The sequence below is a fragment of the Cystobacter fuscus genome (genome assembly GCF_044360685.1).
Classification (GTDB): domain Bacteria; phylum Myxococcota; class Myxococcia; order Myxococcales; family Myxococcaceae; genus Cystobacter; species Cystobacter fuscus_C.
Genome location: NZ_CP043491.1, coordinates 1,867,147 through 1,884,975 on the forward strand (window position 1 = coordinate 1,867,147; position 17,829 = coordinate 1,884,975).

Genomic DNA, 17,829 nt, shown 5'->3' on the forward strand with positions numbered 1-17,829 from the left:
TACCTGGGAGGCTCACCGCTGGGTGGCGGACATGAACGCCACCTGCCGCTCCTGCATGAACGCCAGACACTCCATGATGATGGTGGGAGGCGGGAACACGGGCGCCCGGGTGAAGTTCACGAACGCGGTCTTGACGTCCTCGTAGAGGGCCGGGTTGAACGGCGCGCCCGGCTGGGTGCTGGCGAGCAGCTCGTGCATCTTGCGCAGCACGGGCTCGGCGGTGCCGGTGGCCACCTTCGCCTCCTTCTCCAGGGTTGCCAGCAACTGCTCCCGCCTGACCGCCAGCTCGGGGGGCTCGGGGGGAAGCGTGGAGGCGTTCGGGGTCGTCTGCGACATGGGCGGTCTCGTGGGGTGAAGGGGGTTCAACGGCAAGTCGGCGGCATGTTGGGAGAAAAAGCAGCTCCAGGCAATCCGGGGAACGGCCCGCCCTCCACCCGGGGGTTCTGGCCGCGGACGAGGACAAATGCTACGCGCGGGCCCCGTCGTGGCTCCGTGCAGGAGCGCGCTTCGCGAGGAGTCCGGATGTCGTCTCAGTGGGTGCCGTGGCGGTCGGGCAAGGCGTGCGTGATGGGTCTGTGCGTGGCTCTGTTGGCCTGTCGTGGAAGTGAACGGGCCGCGCCTGGAGCGTCGCGCGCACGGGAGGCCGACGAACCCTCGGCCCTGGCCGTGTCCACGCGCACGGGCGTGCATGGCATGGTTGTCTTTGGAGACCAGGGCCTCTACCTCTACCACCTGCCCATGTGGCATGGCCTCCATGCCTGGCAGATCGTCATCGAGGCCCGCCCGGATGAGGAGGGACGCCGCCTCTACGACTCGGACCGGGCCGCGGGCAGCCCGCTCGTCACCTTCGAGCCGGAGCCCTTCGCCCTGGCCTCGCTGAAGCCGGGCTTCACGCTGGAGGGCACGCTCCACCACGGTCACTTCGAGCAGGGCGGAACGCCGCTTCCTTCCGCGGACCGCGCGGCGAAGGTGTCGTTCACGGTCCAGCGTCTGCTCATGGTCAAGGCGCTGAATCCCACCGACCCGGCGCCCTCCCGCGCGAGCTACCGGGTGTTCGGCCGGGACGGAGAATGGTTCGGCGTCCACGTCGCCAGCCGCGCTCCGGACTTCGATCAGATCCTCCGCCTGGAGACGCGCTCCGCGGCGCTCGGTGACGCGCGGGGGAGCGCGGGCGTGCCCGTGACCGCCAGCCTCCCGAACGACGCGGACCACCGGCCCCTCGCGGGCGCCGCCTGGACGGGGCTCCTCGAGGACGGCACCGAGGTGGCCTTCACGGTGCAACGCGAGGAGTACTTCAGCACCACCGATCTCGGGGCGCGGTGAGCCGGCGGGCGCTTTGAGCTGAAAACGACGAGGGCGCCTCCCGGAATGGGGGGCGCCCTCGGACGATGCGGCTCGAGGAGAAAAACTACTTGGTCTCGGCGGCCTTGGTCTCGGTGGCCGGGGCCTTCTTCTCGGCCTTCTTGGTGGTCTTCTTGGTGGTCTTCGTCTCGGTCTTGGTCTCCGTCGTGGGGGCGGCCTCGGGCTGGGCCTCGGCCTTGATGCCCTCGGCCTGCGCCTCGGCCTTCAGCGCGGGAGCGGGAGCGGCGGCGGGAGCGGGAGCGGCGGCGGGAGCGGGAGCAGCGGCGGGAGCCGGAGCGGCCTTGGTGGGCTCGGAAGCAAACGCGGACAGCGACGCGGACAGCACAACGGCGGCGAGGACGTTCTTCATGGTCGGGCTCCGGAAGGACGAAGAAGCGTCGCGGGAATGCGACGTTTCATCCATGTCACGAAGCACCCGCCGTGCCACGGCCTCTTCCCAGGGGCCGCGGGGTTGGATTGCGGAGATTCTCCCCATGTCGCCTGCCCGGCATGGGGGCACCCTCCCCACAAACCCACCTCGCTCTTTGACGTGACCCTCCATCTTGGGGATGCTGGCCTTGTCAGCCGGCCAAGGTAGAGCCCGGTCTAGCCCTGAGGCGCATGACGCGCGGCGGAGGACGGGAGCGAAGGCATGCGGTACCTCTTCATCGCGGTGGTCATGTGTGGGTTGGAAGTCGGGTGCGTGACCCCAAAGGTAACCGCACCACCTCCTGTGTCGGAGGACATGGAGCAGTGGAAGCGCCGGTATGAGGAAGAGCGCGAGCGGCTGGATGCGCTGGCCATGCGGCTCGCCGCGGTGGAGAGCGCGCTGGAGGTGGTGAACCTGGAGCGCTCCGAGCAGGCGCTGCTTCCGCCGTTGTGGCAGGACGAGCTGGAGCGGGTGCAGGCGGAGCGGCACACGCTGGTGGAGCACAACGCGCAGCTGGTGACGAAGCAGCGTGAGCTGACGGCCATCCAGGAGGAGCTGGAGGACGTGTGGTACCAGTCGGCGCTGTCCCGGGCGCGTCGGCGCAGCCAGCCTCAGCCGCTTCCCATGCCGCCCTTGCCTCCGCCCGTGCCTCCTTCCGCCGAGTCCGTCAGCACGCCGTGAAGTCCTCTCCTTCGATCCGGGTCTACCGCGCGGGCTTCCTGTTCGCGGTGATGCTGCTGTCGGCCGTGGCTGCCTTCTTCCTCTGGACGGAGGTGCGCACGAGCCATGAGGTGGCCGCGCGCTTCCAGGAGTCGTTGGATCGGGCGGGGCTCATCGGCCGCATCCGCGTGGACGCGCTCTCTCTGGAGTCCGCCATCGAGGCCCACATCCGGGCCACCAACGACGAGGAGCGCCAGGCGGCCAACGAGGTGATGGAGGACATCCTCGCGGACGTGCGTGACGCCACGCTCGCGTACACGCGCGGCCTGCCCAAGGGAGAACGCCTCGTGGTGTGGGAGCGCTTCAACATGGCATGCACGCGCCTGGCCGAGCAGGTGCGGGCCGCGGCGGTGCTCTCCAACCGTCAGGAGGCGGAGCGGGCCCGGCACCATCTGGTGGAGCAGGTGCGTCCGCTGGCCGAGGAGATCGACGGACTGGCGGGCCATCTCAACCGGGAGAACGCGGAGGAGGGCCGCCTGCTGCTGGATCATCTGGCGGCGCTGCGCACGCGCAACCTGGCCTTCGGCGGCGCGGTGACGCTGCTGGCGATGCTGGTGTCCCTGTCGGTGGTGTGGCGCATCACCTCGGTCATCAAGCGCCAGGGCAAGACGATCCAGGCGCAGATGGAGGAGCTGGACCGGCGCAACCAGGAACTGGACGCCTTCACGCGGCGCGTGGCGCACGACCTGATGGGCCCGTTGTCGCCGCTCAAGGGCTACCTGACGCTCTTGCGCCGCTCGGGCGCGGTGAAGGAGCCGCAGGCGCTGGAGCTCGTGTCGTTGTGCGAGTCGAGCGCGGTGCGCATGGGCGAGCTCATCGAGGCGCTCCTGCGCTTCTGCCGCGCGGGCACCCGGGGCGAGCCCGTGGTGGGCGAGCTGGACACGGCGGTGAGCACGCTCCTGTTGGAGGTGAGCCAGACGGCGGCGGCGCAGGGCGTGGCCCTGGAGCGCGAGTTGAGTTCTGGCGTGAAGGTGATGTGCCCCTCGCAGCTCTTGCAGATCATCGCGCAGAACCTGCTATCCAACGCGGTGAAGTACACGGCGGGCCGGCCCGACGCGCGGGTGAGCGTGCGGGTGGCGCGCGAGGGAGGCGAGGCTGTGTTCGAGGTCGTCGACAATGGCATGGGCATGAGCGAGGACACCCAGGGCAAGCTCTTCCAGCCCTTCTTCCGCTCGCCGGATACGCGGGGCATTCCCGGGCACGGGTTGGGCCTGGCGACCACCCGGCGTCTGGTGGAGGCGCACGAGGGCACGTTGCGGTTGCACTCGGCGCCGGGCGCGGGCACCCGGGTGACGGTGCGCTTTCCCCTCGTGGCCGAGGCGGCGCCCGTTGCCCAGCGAGGAGCGGCCTAGATGAATCCCGCGCGCATCCTCGTCGTCGACGATGATCCCCACGCGAGGGATCTCCTCAAGCGCCTGCTCGGCATGCTCGGCGAGGTGATGCAGGCCTCGGATCCGAAGATGGCCGCGGCGCGCATGGCGGAGGAGGGTCCGTTCGACCTGGTGTTCACCGACATGGCGATGCCGAACGCGGGCGACGGACTGCTCGTGTTGCACGAGGTGCGCGCGCACCTGCCGGACACGCCCGTCATCGTGGTGACGGCGTTTGGCAACATCGAGGGCGCGCTGGACAGCATCCAGCAGGGCGCCTTCGACTACCTGTCCAAGCCCTTCGACGTGGACGCCATCATGCGCGTGGCGCGGCGGGCGTTGGAGCAGAAGCGGCTGGTGGAGGAGAACCGCTCGCTGCGCAAGCAGGTGGAGCGCGGCGCCATGGTGGGCCGCAGCCCGGGGCTGCTCGAGGTGTACAAGCAGGTGGCGCGAGCGGCGGCCACGTCGGTGCCGGTGCTCATCACCGGCGAGACGGGCACGGGCAAGGAGATGGTGGCGCGGGCGCTGCACCGGCGCTCGCCGCGCACGGCCGGGCCCTTCATTCCGGTGGACTGCGGCGCCATCTCCGAGTCCCTCATGGAGAGCGAGCTGTTCGGCCATGCCCGCGGCTCGTTCACCGGCGCCACGGGGGCGCGGCGGGGCCTCTTCGAAGAGGCACACGGCGGCACGCTCTTCCTCGACGAGATTGGCGACGTGGGCCCCAAGGTGCAGGCGCAACTGCTCCGCGCGCTGCAGGAGGGGGAGATCCGCCGCGTGGGCGAGAGCGCGCCCGTGAAGGTGGACGTGCGGGTGGTGGCGGCGACGAACAAGGACTTGAAGGCGCGGGTGGCCGAGGGGCTGTTCCGCGAGGACCTGCTCTACCGCCTGGACGTGGTGCACCTGCACCTGCCGCCCCTGCGCGAGCGGCGCGAGGACATCGCGGCGCTGGTGGAGCACTTCGCGGCGCTGCACGCGCGGGGCGGGGTGGCGCCGGTGGTGGCGGGCGAGGCGATGGCCCGGCTGGCGGCGTATGACTGGCCAGGCAACGTGCGGCAGTTGGAGAACGTGGTGGCGCGGGCGCTCGCGCTCAACGTGACGGGCGTGCTGGGGCCCCAGGACTTTCCCGAGCCCATTGGTGACGCGCCCAAGAAGCTCAGTGGCCTCGCCGGAGACATGCCGAGCCTGGCCGAGTTGTCCCGTCGCTACGCGGCCCATGTGCTCCAGCACGTGGGGGGCAACAAGAGCGAGGCGGCGCGCCTGCTGGGCGTGGACCGCAAGACGCTCTACAAGCTCCTCGAGGCCCAGGAGCCCGCGGAGTAGGGCCCTGGCTCCCGCTCAACTCACCACGGAGACCGTCACCCGGCGCTGGTGGGCCGCGGTGCGGTGCTCCCAGACATAGAGGCCCTGCCACGTGCCCAGGCTGGCCTCGCCGTCCTTGATGGGCACGCTGATGGAGTTCTGCGTCAGCACCGTGCGCACGTGCGCGGGCATGTCATCCGGGCCCTCCGCGTCGTGGACGAAGAGCGGATCCCCATCCTTCACCAGCCGCGAGAAGAAGGACTCCAGGTCCTTCCTCACGTCCGGATCCGCGTTCTCGCACAGCAGCAGCGAGGCGCTCGTGTGGTGCAGGAAGATGGTGCACAGGCCCTGGCGCGCGCCGCTCGCCGCCACCGCCCGCTGCACCTCGTCCGTGATGTCGTAGAAGCCCCGGCCTCGCGTGGCCACCTTCAATTCCCTGGCGTGGTACATGGCTCGCTCCTCTTCCGGGGCTTCTCGGTTCAGCGCTTCAACAGGCGGACGTGGAGGAACTCCGCCAGCTTCGCCAGCTCGTCCGGATCGATGGTGTGCGGTCCGTCGAAGGGCACGAAGTCCACGAGCAGGCCCGCGTTCTTCAACAGCTCGCGCAGCGACTCGGCCTGATGGAACGGCAGGATGTCGTCGTGGCGCCCGTGCCCCTGCAACACCGGCAGGCCCTTGCGCCGCTCGGCCCGCTGCTTCCACTCATCCTGGCAGATGAGCGCCCCCGACAGGATGCACAACCCCGCCGGAGCTTCCTCCAGCCGCAGCGCCAGATCCGTCGTCACCATGCCGCCCTGGCTGAAGCCGCCCAGGACGATGCGCCCGTAGGGCAGCTTCGTCGCCGCCGACAGCGCGGACAGCATGCCCATCAGTCCCCGCCGCGCCTGCGCGAGCCCCTCGGGCACGGACACCGCGAACTTCTTCCAGTCCCGCTGCTGCCCCATCAACACCTCCGGGGGCAGGTGGAACCACGCCCGCGCGGACGGCATCCCCATGGCCGCGAGCGACAGGGGCGCCGCGGGGAAGACGAAGCGGACCTTGGCGCCCAGCTCGGGCTGCAACTGCACCAGCTCTCGCGCCAGTGGCACGAGGTCCGTCGCGGGGGCCCCGTAGCCGTGGCACAGCACCACCGCCAGCTCAGGGCTCGTTCCCTCCGGCACCGCATCGAACACCTGGCAGTCCAACTCGCCCAGCTTCGTGCTCACTCGTCGCATGGTGCGTGCCCTCCCTTACTTGGGCTGCTGGTCGCTGAGGACGACCTTCTTGAGCACCACGTCCTTCACCGGCTTGTTCCCGCCCGCCGTCTCCACGCGGGAAATCTTCTCCACCACCTCATAGCCCTTCACCACCTCGCCGAAGATGGTGTGCCGGCCATTGAGATGCTGGGGCGTGGACACGGTGATGAAGAACTGGCTGCCGTTGGTGCCCGGACCGCGGTTGGCCATGGCGAGGATGCCCGGCTTGTCGAACGTGCGGCCGCTCTTGAACTCGTCCTCGAAGTTGTAGCCCGGCGAGCCAATGCCCTGGCCCAGGGGATCTCCTCCCTGGATCATGAACTCGGGGATGACGCGGTGGAAGATGACGTTCTGGTACAGCGGCGTCTTCTCCTTCGACTCGCCCGTGCGCGGATCCGTCCACTTCTGCTCGCCGTTGGACAGGCCCACGAAGTTGGCCACGGTGAGCGGCGCGTCCTTGGAGAAGAGCCTCACCACGATGTCGCCCTGGTTGGTCTGAAACGTGGCGAACAGTTCCTGCCCGCTGAGCGCCTTCTTCTGCCAGGGGCCGGGGTTCTCGGCCGGGGCCTGGGTCCGGGGCGCCGCGCTGGCGGCGTGCTCCTGGGGCGCCGCGTCGGCCTGCGTGCCCGCGGGGGGCTCGGCGGGGGGAGGGGTGGCGGGCGGCGGGGCCGCGGGCGGCGGCGTGGCCTGCTGCGCCGCCGTGTTGGCGGGGGGCGCCGCCGGAGGGGTGTTCTGGGGCGGGTTGTCCTTGCAGGCCGTCAGGGTGGTGAGGAGGAGGAGTCCCGTCGTCAGGAATTTCGTGCGCATGGGGCGGGCATCCTACAGAGCGAAGCCGCGCTCGCAACCGGAACGGTCCGGGAAGACGCCGGGGCGTGGCGGCGCAAGCGTTCAGTCCCCCACGCTCCCCGGGTATGGATGGGTCGGAGGGGAACCATAGGATTCCGGCTATCGTCAGACCTCCTGGGTCCCTTTCGTACTCGGGTCCAGGAGCCCCGCTCCCTCAGGAGGAAGCCATGGCCGCCGTCATCAGGGATGTCGTCGTGTTGCTGCCCGGTCTGCTCGGCAGTGTGCTCAAGCGGGACGGCAAGGAGATCTGGGGCCTGTCCGGTGGTGCCATCTTCCGGGCCCTCTTCAGCGGCGCGGGCAGCGTGAAGTCCCTCACCCTGAAGTCCGACAGCGGGGGTGAGCTCGCGGATGACGGGGTGGAGGCCACCGCGGTGCTCCCCGACACGCACCTCATCCCCGGGTTCTGGAAGGTGGATGGCTACACCCGCGTGGCCGATACGCTCGTGGGCGCGCTCGGCCTCATCCGGGGTGCCAACTTCTTCGAGTTCCCCTATGACTGGCGGCGCGACATCCGCCACACCGCGAGGCGGCTCGCCCGCGAGTCCGCGCGCTGGCTGCACAAGTGGCGCAATAGCAATGGCGGCTCGTCCGACGCGCGGCTCATCCTCGTGGGCCACTCCATGGGCGGCATCGTCTCGCGCTACTTCCTCGAGTGCCTCGGGGGATGGAAGGACACGCGCGCGCTCATCACCTTCGGCACGCCCCACCGCGGCTCGCTCCTGGCCCTGCAGGCGCTCGCGCTGGGCTTCCGCAAGGACCTGGGGCCGGTGAACCTCGTTGACCTGTCGGAGATGGTGCGCTCGCTGCCCTCGGCATACCAGCTCCTGCCCATCTACCCCTGCGTGCGGCTGGCGGATGGGCGGCTCGTGCGTCCGGGCGAGACCCAGGGCCTGGGCCAGCTCGACCCCAAGCGCGCCGCCGAGGGCCTCGCCTTCCAGCGGGAGATCGAAAGCGCCCTGGCGGCGAACGCGAAGAGTTCCGAGTACCTCGAGCGGGGCTACGACCTCTACCCCGTGGTGGGCACCTTCCAGCCCACGTTGCAGGGGGCGCGTGTCGGCGCGTCCGGGGCCGTGGAGATGCTGCTGAGCGAGCCGGATGGCCCGGACCATGCCGGCGATGGCACGGTGCCGCGCGTGTCCGCGCTGCCGCTGGAGGAGCGCGGCCAGCTGCGCGCCATGTACAGCCCCACGTCCCACGCCTCGTTGCAGAACGCCTTCGAGGTACTGGCGCACGTGGAGGGCCTCATCACCGGCCAGCACCTCGCGCTCGACAAGTACCGCGACTCGCTGTTCGGACCCGCGCCGAGCATGCTGTCGCTGAGCATCGAGGATGCGTTCGCGCACGACGAGCCCGTGGTCATCCGCGTGCGGCCCTCCACCGAGACCGTGTCCCTGCGGGCGTACGTGTCCAACGTGAAGACGGCGCAGTCCTACTCGACGCCACTCGTCCGGGGGCCGGACGGCAGGCATGAGGGGACGCTGGCTCCGCTGCCACCCGGGCTCTACCGCGTGAGCGTCAAGGGAGGCCCCGAGGTCATCCCGGTGAGCGATGTCTTCGCCGTCTTCCACCGCGCCGGGGAGCTGCCCGAGGACGAGGAGGCCCCGTTGGAGTTCGTCCCGGGGACGAGTTCGAGCACGGAGCGGCGCTTTGACGACTCGTACCCCATCTCGCTCCTGGACATGTACCCCACGGGGCTCTCGGTGGAGGTCGAGGGGCGCACCATCACCCGCTACCCCTCGCTGGAGCCGCTCATCCCCGCGCGCCCGGGGCAGCCGCTGCCGGTGACGGTGGACCTGGCGCTCGCCGAGGTAGGCGCGGAGACGCAGTCCGCGGGGGTGTTGTTCTCCGGGCTCGCCGAGGACTGGAAGGAGCTGCCCGTCAAGGTGCGCCTGTTGTGCGCGGAGATGACGTTCCGGCCGGGGGCGGACACGGGCGTGGTGCTGGTGCGGCGCGATGACAGCTCCATCGCCGCCACCCTCACGGGGACCATCAACGCGGGGGCCTCGGGCGAACTCTCCCTGGTGGCCACCTTCGAGTACGAGGGGCGCTTCTGCGGCGCGGCCCGCCGGCGCGTCCTCATCGAGTCCACCGGCACGGGCAACCCGGGTCCGGGTCCGTCGCGCGCCCCCTCGACGTCCTCGTCCGGCGGGGGTGTGTCGGCCTCCGCGCGCGAAGGCGAGGAGGAGCGAGGGGTCTTCTCCCTGGACGCGGGGGCGCAGAAGCCCCACCTGACGGTGCAGATCCACCGGTTGGATTCCTCCAACCCCCAGCGGCTGTACTGGATGCTCCACGTGGGCGTGCCGTGCGAGGGCTTGCCGGCCCGGCTGTCCGGAGACCTCAACCTGGGCTCGGATCCGGCGGCGTTCTTCCAGAGCGTGGCCACCACGGCGCGCGAGCTGCGCTCGGGCGAGCACTACGCCTGGTTCCTCGGGCTGGGCAAGCTGCTCTACCAGCGCACGCCCAGCGTCTTCCGGGAGACGTTCAAGGCCTTGCGTCAGCAGTATGGGCCGGGCTTTCCCATCCAGTTCATCACCGATGATCCGCACGTGCCCTGGGAGCTGATGGCGCCCGAGGACGTGCCGGGCGCGGAGCTGCTGTGCATGGAGCACCCGGTGGCGCGTTGGCTGCTCGACTACCAGACGTCGATGTCGGCGCGGCTGACGCAGGGGGACATCCTCACCGTGGCGCCGGACTACCAGTTCCACCCGCACCTGGCACCCCTGCCACAGGCGCAGGAGGAGTCGCGGCAGTTGTCCAAGCGCTTTCGCGCGGTGCGGTTCGCCGGAAGGCGCCAGCCCATCCTGAGCCTGCTGGAGAATGGCCACAATCGCGCGGTGGGCCTGCTGCACTTCGCGGGACATGGCAAGTACAGCGCGAACAACGAGGTGTCGCCCTCACGGGTGTTCCTCGAGGATGGCGTCCTGCAAACGCTCGAGGTGCGCAACTCGCGCATGCTGCTGGGGCGGAAGTCCCGGCCGCTCGTCATCTTCAACGCCTGCGAGGTGGGCGCCGCCTCGGAGCTGCTGGGAGGCATTGGGGGCTGGGCGGAGGCGTTCGTGAGCGAGCGCTTCGCGGGCTTCATCGCGCCCCTGTGGCCGGTGCAGGACGCGCACGCGCGCAGTGCGGTGGAGTCCTTGGTGGCGGACCTGCTGGAGAAGCACCTCAGCGTGGGCGAGTCCCTGCGGCGTCTGCGCGAGCGCGAGGCGAAGACGTCTCCCACGTTTCTGTCCTACGTGTACGTGGGGGACGTGATGGCGCGTTTCTCCCCGCCGCACGCGCCTCCCATGGCGTGAGGCGCCTGCTCCTTCACCGCGTCCTCCCGGGTGGGCGGACGCGGTGGAGCCGGGGCGCTGACTAGAAGCGCACGGGCACCCGGTCGAAGCCGCGCAGGCCGGAGCCGGTGTTCCACCGCAGCGACTCGAAGGGCACCTCCAGGCGCATGCGCGGGTAGCGCCGGAACAAGGTCTCGAAGGCGATCTGCCCCTCCAGGCGGGCCAGGGGCGCGCCAATGCAGATGTGGATGCCTTTGCCGAAGGCCAGGTTGCGGTGCGCGTTGGGCCGCGTGATGTCGAACACGTCCGGGTTGGGGAAGTGCTGGGGGTCGCGGTTGGCCGACGCGAGCCCCACCGACAGCTTCTCCCCCTGGGGCAGGTGCGTGCCCGCCAGCTCCATCTCCTCCTTGACGATGCGCGGCGTGGACATGTAGTCGACCGGGCCCCAGTAGCGCAGCGTCTCCTCGACCGCGCCCTTGGACAGGTTGGTGGGGTCGGCGAGGAAGCGCTCGAGTTGATCCGGATGGGTGAGCAGCGCCACCACGCCGCTGCCAATCAGGTTCACGGTCGTCACGTGCCCGGCGAAGAAGAGGATGAACACCATGGACACCATCTCCTGGTGGTTGAGCTTGTCCCCCTCGTCCTGGGCGTGGACCATCTGGCTGATCATGTCCTCGGTGGGCTCGCGCCGCTTGCGCTCGAACAAGCCATCCAGGTACCGGGCGAACTCCCGCAGGCTGCCCCGCCGCAGCTCGTCCATCGCGGCGTCACGCCGATCCGCGCCGAGCAGGCTCTCCGCCCAGCCGTGCACCCGCTGCCGATCCTCCTCGGGAATGCCGAGCATGTCGCTGATGACGGTGATGGGCATCGGGTAGGCGAACGTGTGGAGCAGATCCATCCGGCGCTCCCCCTCGCGCTCTCCGCGCTCGGCGGCCGCGCGCTCCACCTGGTCGAGCAGGGTGTCGGCGATGCGCTGGATGCGCGGCCGGAGCGTCTCCATGGTGCGCGCGGTGAAGTTGGGTTGGACGAGCTTGCGCAGCCGCGTGTGGTCGGGCGGATCCAACATCAGCAGGCTGTAGGCGAGGGGGCGGATCTCCTCGGGCATGTACTGCAGGTTGGCGCGCTGTTCCGGCGTCAGGGACGTGCGGAAGTCGGACGAGAGGCGATCATCGAGCAGGGCCTCCACCACCTCGTCGTAGCGGGTCACGAAGAGGCGCTCCTTGGCGGGGAAGCTGCCGGACTCCGGCCGCTTCGCGCCCCCCGGAAGCACCGCGTCCGCGAAGCCGTGGCCGAAGGAGGCGCGCACGACGGGGGCCTGTTCCCGCAGCTCCGCGTAGGCGGCGTACGCGCGGGCGAGGAACTCCGGGCTCTCCTTGTCGAGCAGCACGGGGCAGCGCGGTGCCTCGCGCAGGGCCTTCATGGGGCAGGTGGCCTGGGGCGTGGGCCCACTCGCCGCCGCCTGCGTCGTCTGTTGGTTCACGGGATTCGTCGCCATGGTGTCCTCCTCGTTGGTGTTACTTCCGTCCTGCCTTCGGCTTCTTCGTCGTCTCTTCCTCGTCGAGGAGGGAGGGCGGCGTGCGCTCTTCCAGGACGAGCAGGGCCCGCTCCACCAGTTGCATCGAGCGGCCCAGCTCCTGGAGCTGCTCCGGGGAGGCGCTCGCGAACTGGGCCGTCAACTCGGAGGCCAGTGCCTGTTGGACCTCCAGGCTCACCGCGAGTCCGGTCTCCGTCAGCACCAGCCGGAAGCGCCGCCGGTCCGCGGGTTCGGCCTCGCGCCGCACGTAGCCCTGTCGCTCCAGACGATCGATCAACCCCGTGACCACCGCGGGCGTGACGCGCAGCCGGCGCGCCAGTTGTCCCGGTGAGGACGCGCCTTCCCGGAGCGCGTAGAGCACGCCCAGCTGGCGCAGGCTCAAGTCCCGGCCCAGGTGGTTGGCCTGCATGCTCGCCACCGCCCACCGGTACAGCCGGGGGATGAGCTGGAGCGCTTGGAGCGCGTACGCGTTGGCGGGATGGGGGGTCAGGGTCTGTCGCATGGGCTATCCGATGATTTACCTGGCAAAATATATGACAGGCAAATCGCTTCCGGCCAGGGAATGTTCGTGCCTGGCAGGTCGGGAAGGGGGGCGGACCGTATGGTTGAAGAAGCACCGTGGAGGTGCGGTCCGAGGGGAGGCTGTCGTGGAGGGCTCCGGGTGGAGCCGTGCTCCGGGTAGTGTGGGGTCCCCTCACTGAACGGACATCGGGTATGCGCGGGCTCACACGTGTGGCGGTGGTCTTGATGGGAGTGCTCCTCCTGCTCTGGCTCGGACTCCGGGGGAGCGGAGAGCCCATGGAGGACGCCTCTTCCCCAGGGCGGGAGCCGAGGAGCCGGGCGGGTCTGGAGTTGCAGCGGGAGCGGCCCGAGGACGTGGGCGCACGCGGTGGCGCGGAGGCGGGCAGTACACCGCTGCTGGCCGAGGTTCCCACCGAGGAAGGAGGCGTGCTGGAGGTGGAGGTGCTCGCGGGCGAGCGTCCCGTGCCTGGCGCCAACGTCCGGCTGTACTGGCGCGGTGCGCGAGATCCCATCCTCGACGAGGTGGCGTGGCGGCTGGCGAGCACGGGCACCACGGATGCACGGGGCCAGGCGCGGCTCGCCTCGCGGCCAGGGAGCTATCTGGTGGCCGTCCATGCCGAGGGCCATGCGCCGCTGCGGCGGCAGGTGCAGCGCCCCTATGGGGAGGAGCGCACGCGCGTGCGCCTGGTGTTGGAGCCCGGCCATCCCCTCACCGGCCGCACGGTGGTGGCGGGGACGAACGAGCCGCTGCCCCTGGTGGAACTCGTCCTGTCGGTGCGGCCGGATTCGCCAGACATCCTCTTCCGCCACGATGCTCCCGCCGAGGAGCGGGTGTACGCCTCGAGCAACGAGCGGGGAGACTTCCGCGTCGAGGGGCTCTCCTCGGGAGAGTACCTGCTGGAGGCGCGGGCCCCGGGGCATGCGCGCCAGGTGCTGCGGAAGGTCGTGATTCCCGCGGCGGCTCCGCTGACGGTGGCGTTGCAGGTGGCGGGAGTCATCGAGGGCTTCGTCGTGGATGCCCAGGAGCGGCCCGTGGCGAATGCCGAGGTGGAGGTGCGCGGGTCCACGCCCCAGAGCGCCACCACGGGCGAGGGCGGTGGCTTCTCCGTCGAGGTGGGCGCTGGCTCCCATTTCCTTTCCGCGCGGCGCGGTGACGAGGCGGGCTCGGTGGACAAGCCTCTGTTCGTGCGCGCGGGGCAGACGGTGCGGGACGTGCGGATCCGGCTCGGGGCGGGCGCGGTGCTGGAGGGCCGGGTCGTCGCGCGGGCCACGGGGGCCGCCGTGGCGGGTGCGAGTGTGAGCGTCATGCCCAATAGCCACTTCGTGCGCGCCGGCTCCACGGGGAGCAACGGAGACGCGGGACGCACGGTCACGGATGCCTCGGGGCTCTTCGCCCTGAAGAGCCTGGCTCCCGGCGGCTACGATCTGGTGGTGGATGCGCCCGGCTACTCCCGGCTCACGCGCAAGGGAGTGATGGTGGCCGCGGGTGAGCGCTTCCCGCTCGAACTCCAACTCGAGGGCACGGGCACGGTGGAAGGCCATGTGCGGGACACCGCGGGAGCGCCGTTGGCGGGGGCGCGGGTAGGGGGCGGGCTGCGTTGGGCGGGAAGCCGGGGGAGCTCCACCGCCGAGGCCCTTACCGACGCTCAAGGGTATTACCGCCTCGGGGGGCTGAACCTCGGCCAGATGTACCTCACCGCCCATCTGGAGGGCGTGGCCCTGGGGGTGAGCCATCTCGTGGACGTGAAGGAGGATGAGACGGCCCGGGTGGATTTCACCTTCGAGCGGACGGGTATTCTGGAGGGCGTGGTGCGCACGGAGCAGGGCTCGCCGCCTGCCGAGCCGTTGTCGGTGAGGGTCTATTCGGTCGAGCTCCCTCCCCACGCCCGGAGCGCGCTGGACTCCACCGGACGCTTCCGGATGACGTTACCGGTGGGCGCCTACCGTGTAGTGCTCGTGTCCGACTCTGACCTGCTGAAAGGCGAGCGCCGGACTCATGAGGTGAAGATCGAAGCGGGGCGGACCGTCCAGCTCGAGATGGTCTGGCGGGAAGCGTCGAGCCCCCTCATCAAGGGCCTTGTCCTCGAGCCGGATGGCGCGCCTTCTCCCTTCGCCAGGGTCGTGCTCTCCGGCGAGCTGTTCCCGGACGAAGGCGGGAGCATGGGCACGTCCACGGACGAAGAGGGACGCTTCGTCTACCGCTTCTACAAGTCGCCCAAGGCCGGGCTGTTGACGGTGACCGCGAGGAATGGGGGACGTTCGGGAGAGACGCGGCAAGCAATCGCGCAGGGCGATCAGGAGGTGGTGGTGAAGTTACGGACAGGGGCCTCGGTGCGCGGCCGGGTGGTGCGTGCGGATGGTCAACCGGTCCGAGGCTTCACCGTGGGCGTTCATGTTCCACTCAAGTCGTCTGCACCGAGCAGGTTCACCCGTGAATTCTCCGGAGAGCGCTTCGACTTGCCGGACGTCCCCGCGGAGCCCCTGACGCTGATGGTGCGGACCGTGGATGGCGCGGTGGGGACGGCACACGTCTCTCCGGTGGAGGGAAAGACGGCGGAGGTGGAGGTGTCCGTCGCGCCGGGAAGCAGCGTGCGGGGCCGGGTGGTGGATGCCACCACGAATGCTCCGCTGGCACATGCGGCGCTCCGCCTCAAGGAACAGCAGGAGTTCTTCGTCGAGACCACCGTGGATGGACGCTTCGCGTTGAAGGATTTGTCCCCGGGAGAGGGCACCCTGGAGATCTTCGCCGGGAGCGAGCCCAACGAGCACCGGGTGAAGCTGGTGCGAGGCCAGACGCTCGACGTGGGGGATGTGCCGGTACGCCGGCCTCCAGACGACGACGCGCCCCGGTAGGACAGACGCCGCCGGGGAGCGTGCCCCCCGGCGGCGCGGACGACGGGTGCGTCAGATGCTCTGCAGGAACTTGATCAAGGCGTCGCGGTCCGCGGCGGACATCTTGACGAAGGACTGCTTGGAGGCCTCGGCCTCACCGCCGTGCCAGAGGATGGCCTCGGACAGGGTGCGCGCGCGGCCGTCGTGCAGGTAGGCCTCGCCGCCGCTCACGCCCGCCGTCAGGCCGATGCCCCACAGCGGAGCGGTGCGCCACTCCGAGCCCGACGCGTTGTTCTCCGGCAGGCTGTCGGCCAGGCCCGCGCCCATGTCGTGCAGCAGCAGGTCGGTGTAGGGGCGGATCGTCTGGCCGCGCAGCTCGGCGTTCGGGTGGTAGGCGCTCGTGGTGAGGGACGTCTTGTGGCAGTTCGCGCAGCCCGCGCTCTGGAAGAGCGTCTCGCCGCGCTGGGCCTGGGTGTCGTTCAGGTTGCGGCGGGCCGGCACACCCAGCAGGGAGATGTAGCGGACGAGCTTGTCGAGGTCCTGATCACTCAGCTCGGTGCTGGTGCCCGCGCAGCCCTGCTGCGACGCGCCGCAGTCCAGCGACTTGTAGACGGACGTGGTGACGCCCATGTCGCCATTGAAGGCATCGGCCACCTGGTGACGCACGCGCGCCAGGCCCGCCTTCCAGCCGAAGCGGCCCATGCGCAGCTCGCCCGTCTGGGGATCCTTCACGTTGCTCATGCGTCCGGAGATGCCGTCGCCATTGCTGTCATTGGGGTCGGACAGGGCGGCGATGGCGGTCTCGGGCACGGCCTCCAGCAGGCCCATGCCGACGAGCTGCGGGGTGGCGCGCGCCGAGAAGTGGGTGGGGATGACGTTGGTGAAGCTGTAGGTCGGCTTGCGCAGCTGGTAGGCCGTCCCATCGGCGAACTGGCCGCTGGTGGTGGTCCAGCCGGAGATGCGCACGTCGGCCTCGGGCGTGCCGCTGGTGCTGCGCGGCTGGAGCTTGGCGCCGATCTGCGGATCCGCGGTGACGGTGCTTCCGCTGACGCGTCCCACCTTGACCACCATGTTGGTGAGCGTGGTGTTGGTGGCCTGGGGCAGGCCGCGGCCGTTGTTCTTGTGGCAGGCGACACAGGACTCCGCCACGTAGTTGACCCCCAGCTTGCCCACCTGCGTGGTGAACACGGGGTTGCCCGACTCGGAGTGGGTGCCGTCCCCGAAGTGGGTGTGGTGGATGCGACGGCCCTCGACGAACGGCTGTGCGTTCACGGGCGCCAGGTTCGTCGCCAGCTGCATGAAGCGCTTGGAGGGCTCGTTCGAGTAGGGGTAGTTGAGCGTGGTGCGGCCACCGCTCCAGGCGGTCTCCGGCAGCGGGTAGGAGTCCAGGGTGGAGCCCACGCCCTCGAACGGGACGATGCCGCCGGTGCCGACGATGTAGAGCATGGTGCTGGAGTAGTAGTTGAAGCGTCCTTCCACCGGCTGCTTCAGGAAGACGCCCACTTCGATCTCCATGCGATCGCCCACCTTGATCGCCCGGCCCTCCTTGGCGTTGTAACCGACGCTGGCGGTGTAGTGATAGTCGTCCGTCGTGCGGGTGAAGGTGCCGTTGTGCCAGTACTCCGCCGTGGTGTTGATGCCCCGGAAGAAGGCGCGGAAGTTCGTGCCGTCATGGGGGTAGGTGGTCGTCATGTTGACCTTGACCTGGGTGCCTCCCTTGGCGACCTCGTCGATGATGTCGAGGTAGAACGTGCGGTTGTTGAAATACAAGCTGAGGAAGTGATCGTACGCCTGGAATTGGGCCTCACGGGCATGGCGGTCGCGCACGCGGTCACCCACGTGGGTGATGATCGCCGTGGACGTGTTCTCCACGAGGACGGGCTCCAGGGCCGTGCCGCTGTTGAACAGGGGGACCACGCTGGTGGTGCCGCCGCCGTCGAAGGTGCCCGAGTCCGGCGTTCCCGCGTCCTGGGAGTTGCCCGCGTCGGGCGTCCCCGAGTCCGGCGTTCCCGAGTCCGGCGTTCCCGAGTCGGGAGTGCCCGCGTCCGGCGCCGTGCCGCCATGGACATACCGGGCCGCCGCCGTGTCATAGGCGCAGTTGCACGCGGTGTCCCAATACGTGAAGTTGTAGTCGACGGTGGCGCCGCTGGTCAGGTTGGTGATCGTGTATTCGTTGCGCCCGTTGATGACCGTCATCCGGACGTTGATCTGGCCGCCGTTGTTGACACGGTAATGGATGTCCGCCCAGGACGTGGTGTTGATGTACGCCACGGCGGAGGAACCCGAGCCCTGCACTCCAGAGGCGGGGGCCGCGAGACTTTCACCCGCCCATAGGCCGGTGGCCATCATCGCGACGGCGAGTCCAGTGATTTTGTATTTCATGGTGGCGCTTCGTCCTCCTCAGCCAGGTTGCGCAGAAACCAAACGG

Annotated in this window: 14 protein-coding genes; 6 read left to right on the plus strand and 8 right to left on the minus strand. The window is 69.8% G+C overall.

All coding sequences use genetic code 11. The features are described 5' to 3' along the window. Window positions 1–12: 12 nt before the first annotated feature. The gene (locus F0U63_RS07810; RefSeq protein WP_395845252.1) at window positions 13–336 is read right to left on the minus strand and encodes a hypothetical protein; all 324 of its coding nucleotides are present in this window, start codon (window positions 334–336) and stop codon (window positions 13–15) included. 186 nt (window positions 337–522) lie between these two features. Between F0U63_RS07810 and F0U63_RS07815 the strand changes: the two genes are divergently transcribed. Then, window positions 523–1,323, plus strand: coding sequence for a hypothetical protein (locus F0U63_RS07815; RefSeq protein WP_395845253.1), 801 nt, complete (start codon window positions 523–525; stop codon window positions 1,321–1,323). A gap of 85 nt (window positions 1,324–1,408) precedes the next feature. Here F0U63_RS07815 and F0U63_RS07820 read toward each other — a convergent pair whose 3' ends face one another. Then, entirely contained in the window at window positions 1,409–1,711 is a 303-nt protein-coding gene (locus tag F0U63_RS07820) for a hypothetical protein (protein ID WP_395845254.1), read from the minus strand. A gap of 375 nt (window positions 1,712–2,086) precedes the next feature. Between F0U63_RS07820 and F0U63_RS07825 the strand changes: the two genes are divergently transcribed. Genes F0U63_RS07825 through F0U63_RS07835 form a run of 3 tightly spaced genes read left to right on the plus strand, consistent with a single transcriptional unit; the run spans window position 2,087 to window position 5,181 of the window. Further along, window positions 2,087–2,452, plus strand: coding sequence for a hypothetical protein (locus F0U63_RS07825; protein WP_395845255.1), 366 nt, complete (start codon window positions 2,087–2,089; stop codon window positions 2,450–2,452). Further along, window positions 2,449–3,843 carry a sensor histidine kinase gene (locus tag F0U63_RS07830; protein WP_395845256.1) on the plus strand — a complete coding sequence of 465 codons (1,395 nt, stop codon included), beginning with the start codon at window positions 2,449–2,451 and terminating at the stop codon, window positions 3,841–3,843. Before F0U63_RS07825 ends, F0U63_RS07830 begins: the two co-directional genes overlap by 4 nt. Beyond that, a complete protein-coding gene (locus tag F0U63_RS07835; protein ID WP_395845257.1) occupies window positions 3,844–5,181 on the plus strand; it encodes a sigma-54-dependent transcriptional regulator in 1,338 nt (445 codons plus the stop codon). It abuts the gene before it with no gap. Window positions 5,182–5,196: 15 nt separating this feature from the next. Here the strand turns inward: F0U63_RS07835 and F0U63_RS07840 are convergent, their stop codons facing one another. Genes F0U63_RS07840 through F0U63_RS07850 form a run of 3 tightly spaced genes read right to left on the minus strand, consistent with a single transcriptional unit; the run spans window position 5,197 to window position 7,202 of the window. Beyond that, entirely contained in the window at window positions 5,197–5,610 is a 414-nt protein-coding gene (locus tag F0U63_RS07840; protein ID WP_395845258.1) for a secondary thiamine-phosphate synthase enzyme YjbQ, read from the minus strand. Window positions 5,611–5,639: 29 nt separating this feature from the next. Then, the gene (locus F0U63_RS07845) at window positions 5,640–6,374 is read right to left on the minus strand and encodes an alpha/beta hydrolase (protein WP_395845259.1); all 735 of its coding nucleotides are present in this window, start codon (window positions 6,372–6,374) and stop codon (window positions 5,640–5,642) included. 15 nt (window positions 6,375–6,389) lie between these two features. Beyond that, entirely contained in the window at window positions 6,390–7,202 is an 813-nt protein-coding gene (locus F0U63_RS07850) for a peptidylprolyl isomerase (RefSeq protein ID WP_395845260.1), read from the minus strand. Between the two features lie 206 nt (window positions 7,203–7,408). Between F0U63_RS07850 and F0U63_RS07855 the strand changes: the two genes are divergently transcribed. Next, window positions 7,409–10,534, plus strand: a complete 3,126-nt coding sequence (locus F0U63_RS07855) for a CHAT domain-containing protein (protein WP_395845261.1) — start codon at window positions 7,409–7,411, stop codon at window positions 10,532–10,534. Window positions 10,535–10,595: 61 nt separating this feature from the next. Here the strand turns inward: F0U63_RS07855 and F0U63_RS07860 are convergent, their stop codons facing one another. Together F0U63_RS07860 and F0U63_RS07865 are read right to left on the minus strand one after the other, a co-directional pair. Then, window positions 10,596–12,008 (minus strand): cytochrome P450, encoded by a 1,413-nt coding sequence (locus tag F0U63_RS07860; protein WP_395845262.1) that lies wholly within the window; start codon window positions 12,006–12,008, stop codon window positions 10,596–10,598. A gap of 19 nt (window positions 12,009–12,027) precedes the next feature. After that, the gene (locus F0U63_RS07865; RefSeq protein WP_395845263.1) at window positions 12,028–12,549 is read right to left on the minus strand and encodes a MarR family winged helix-turn-helix transcriptional regulator; all 522 of its coding nucleotides are present in this window, start codon (window positions 12,547–12,549) and stop codon (window positions 12,028–12,030) included. A 296-nt stretch (window positions 12,550–12,845) separates the two neighbouring features. Here F0U63_RS07865 and F0U63_RS07870 point away from each other — a divergent pair, with 296 nt between their 5' ends. Beyond that, entirely contained in the window at window positions 12,846–15,422 is a 2,577-nt protein-coding gene (locus tag F0U63_RS07870; RefSeq protein ID WP_395845264.1) for a carboxypeptidase regulatory-like domain-containing protein, read from the plus strand. 51 nt (window positions 15,423–15,473) lie between these two features. On the opposite strand, the gene F0U63_RS07875 is transcribed toward F0U63_RS07870, so the two are convergent. After that, complete coding sequence (locus tag F0U63_RS07875) at window positions 15,474–17,783, minus strand: di-heme oxidoredictase family protein (protein ID WP_395845265.1); 2,310 nt, start codon at window positions 17,781–17,783, stop codon at window positions 15,474–15,476. Window positions 17,784–17,829 lie beyond the last annotated feature (46 nt).

Excerpts from the sequence above, each read along its gene's own strand:
- F0U63_RS07850 (WP_395845260.1), bottom strand. The coding sequence starts at position 7,202 with ATGCGCACGAAATTCCTGACGACGGGACTCCTCCTCCTCACCACCCTG.
- F0U63_RS07820 (WP_395845254.1), bottom strand. The coding sequence starts at position 1,711 with ATGAAGAACGTCCTCGCCGCCGTTGTGCTGTCCGCGTCGCTGTCCGCG.
- F0U63_RS07875 (WP_395845265.1), bottom strand. The coding sequence starts at position 17,783 with ATGAAATACAAAATCACTGGACTCGCCGTCGCGATGATGGCCACCGGC.
- F0U63_RS07840 (WP_395845258.1), bottom strand. The coding sequence starts at position 5,610 with ATGTACCACGCCAGGGAATTGAAGGTGGCCACGCGAGGCCGGGGCTTC.
- F0U63_RS07825 (WP_395845255.1), top strand. The coding sequence starts at position 2,087 with ATGGAGCAGTGGAAGCGCCGGTATGAGGAAGAGCGCGAGCGGCTGGAT.
- F0U63_RS07810 (WP_395845252.1), bottom strand. The coding sequence starts at position 336 with ATGTCGCAGACGACCCCGAACGCCTCCACGCTTCCCCCCGAGCCCCCC.
- F0U63_RS07835 (WP_395845257.1), top strand. The coding sequence starts at position 3,844 with ATGAATCCCGCGCGCATCCTCGTCGTCGACGATGATCCCCACGCGAGG.
- F0U63_RS07865 (WP_395845263.1), bottom strand. The coding sequence starts at position 12,549 with ATGCGACAGACCCTGACCCCCCATCCCGCCAACGCGTACGCGCTCCAA.
- F0U63_RS07870 (WP_395845264.1), top strand. The coding sequence starts at position 12,846 with ATGGAGGACGCCTCTTCCCCAGGGCGGGAGCCGAGGAGCCGGGCGGGT.
- F0U63_RS07845 (WP_395845259.1), bottom strand. The coding sequence starts at position 6,374 with ATGCGACGAGTGAGCACGAAGCTGGGCGAGTTGGACTGCCAGGTGTTC.
- F0U63_RS07860 (WP_395845262.1), bottom strand. The coding sequence starts at position 12,008 with ATGGCGACGAATCCCGTGAACCAACAGACGACGCAGGCGGCGGCGAGT.
- F0U63_RS07855 (WP_395845261.1), top strand. The coding sequence starts at position 7,409 with ATGGCCGCCGTCATCAGGGATGTCGTCGTGTTGCTGCCCGGTCTGCTC.
- F0U63_RS07815 (WP_395845253.1), top strand. The coding sequence starts at position 523 with ATGTCGTCTCAGTGGGTGCCGTGGCGGTCGGGCAAGGCGTGCGTGATG.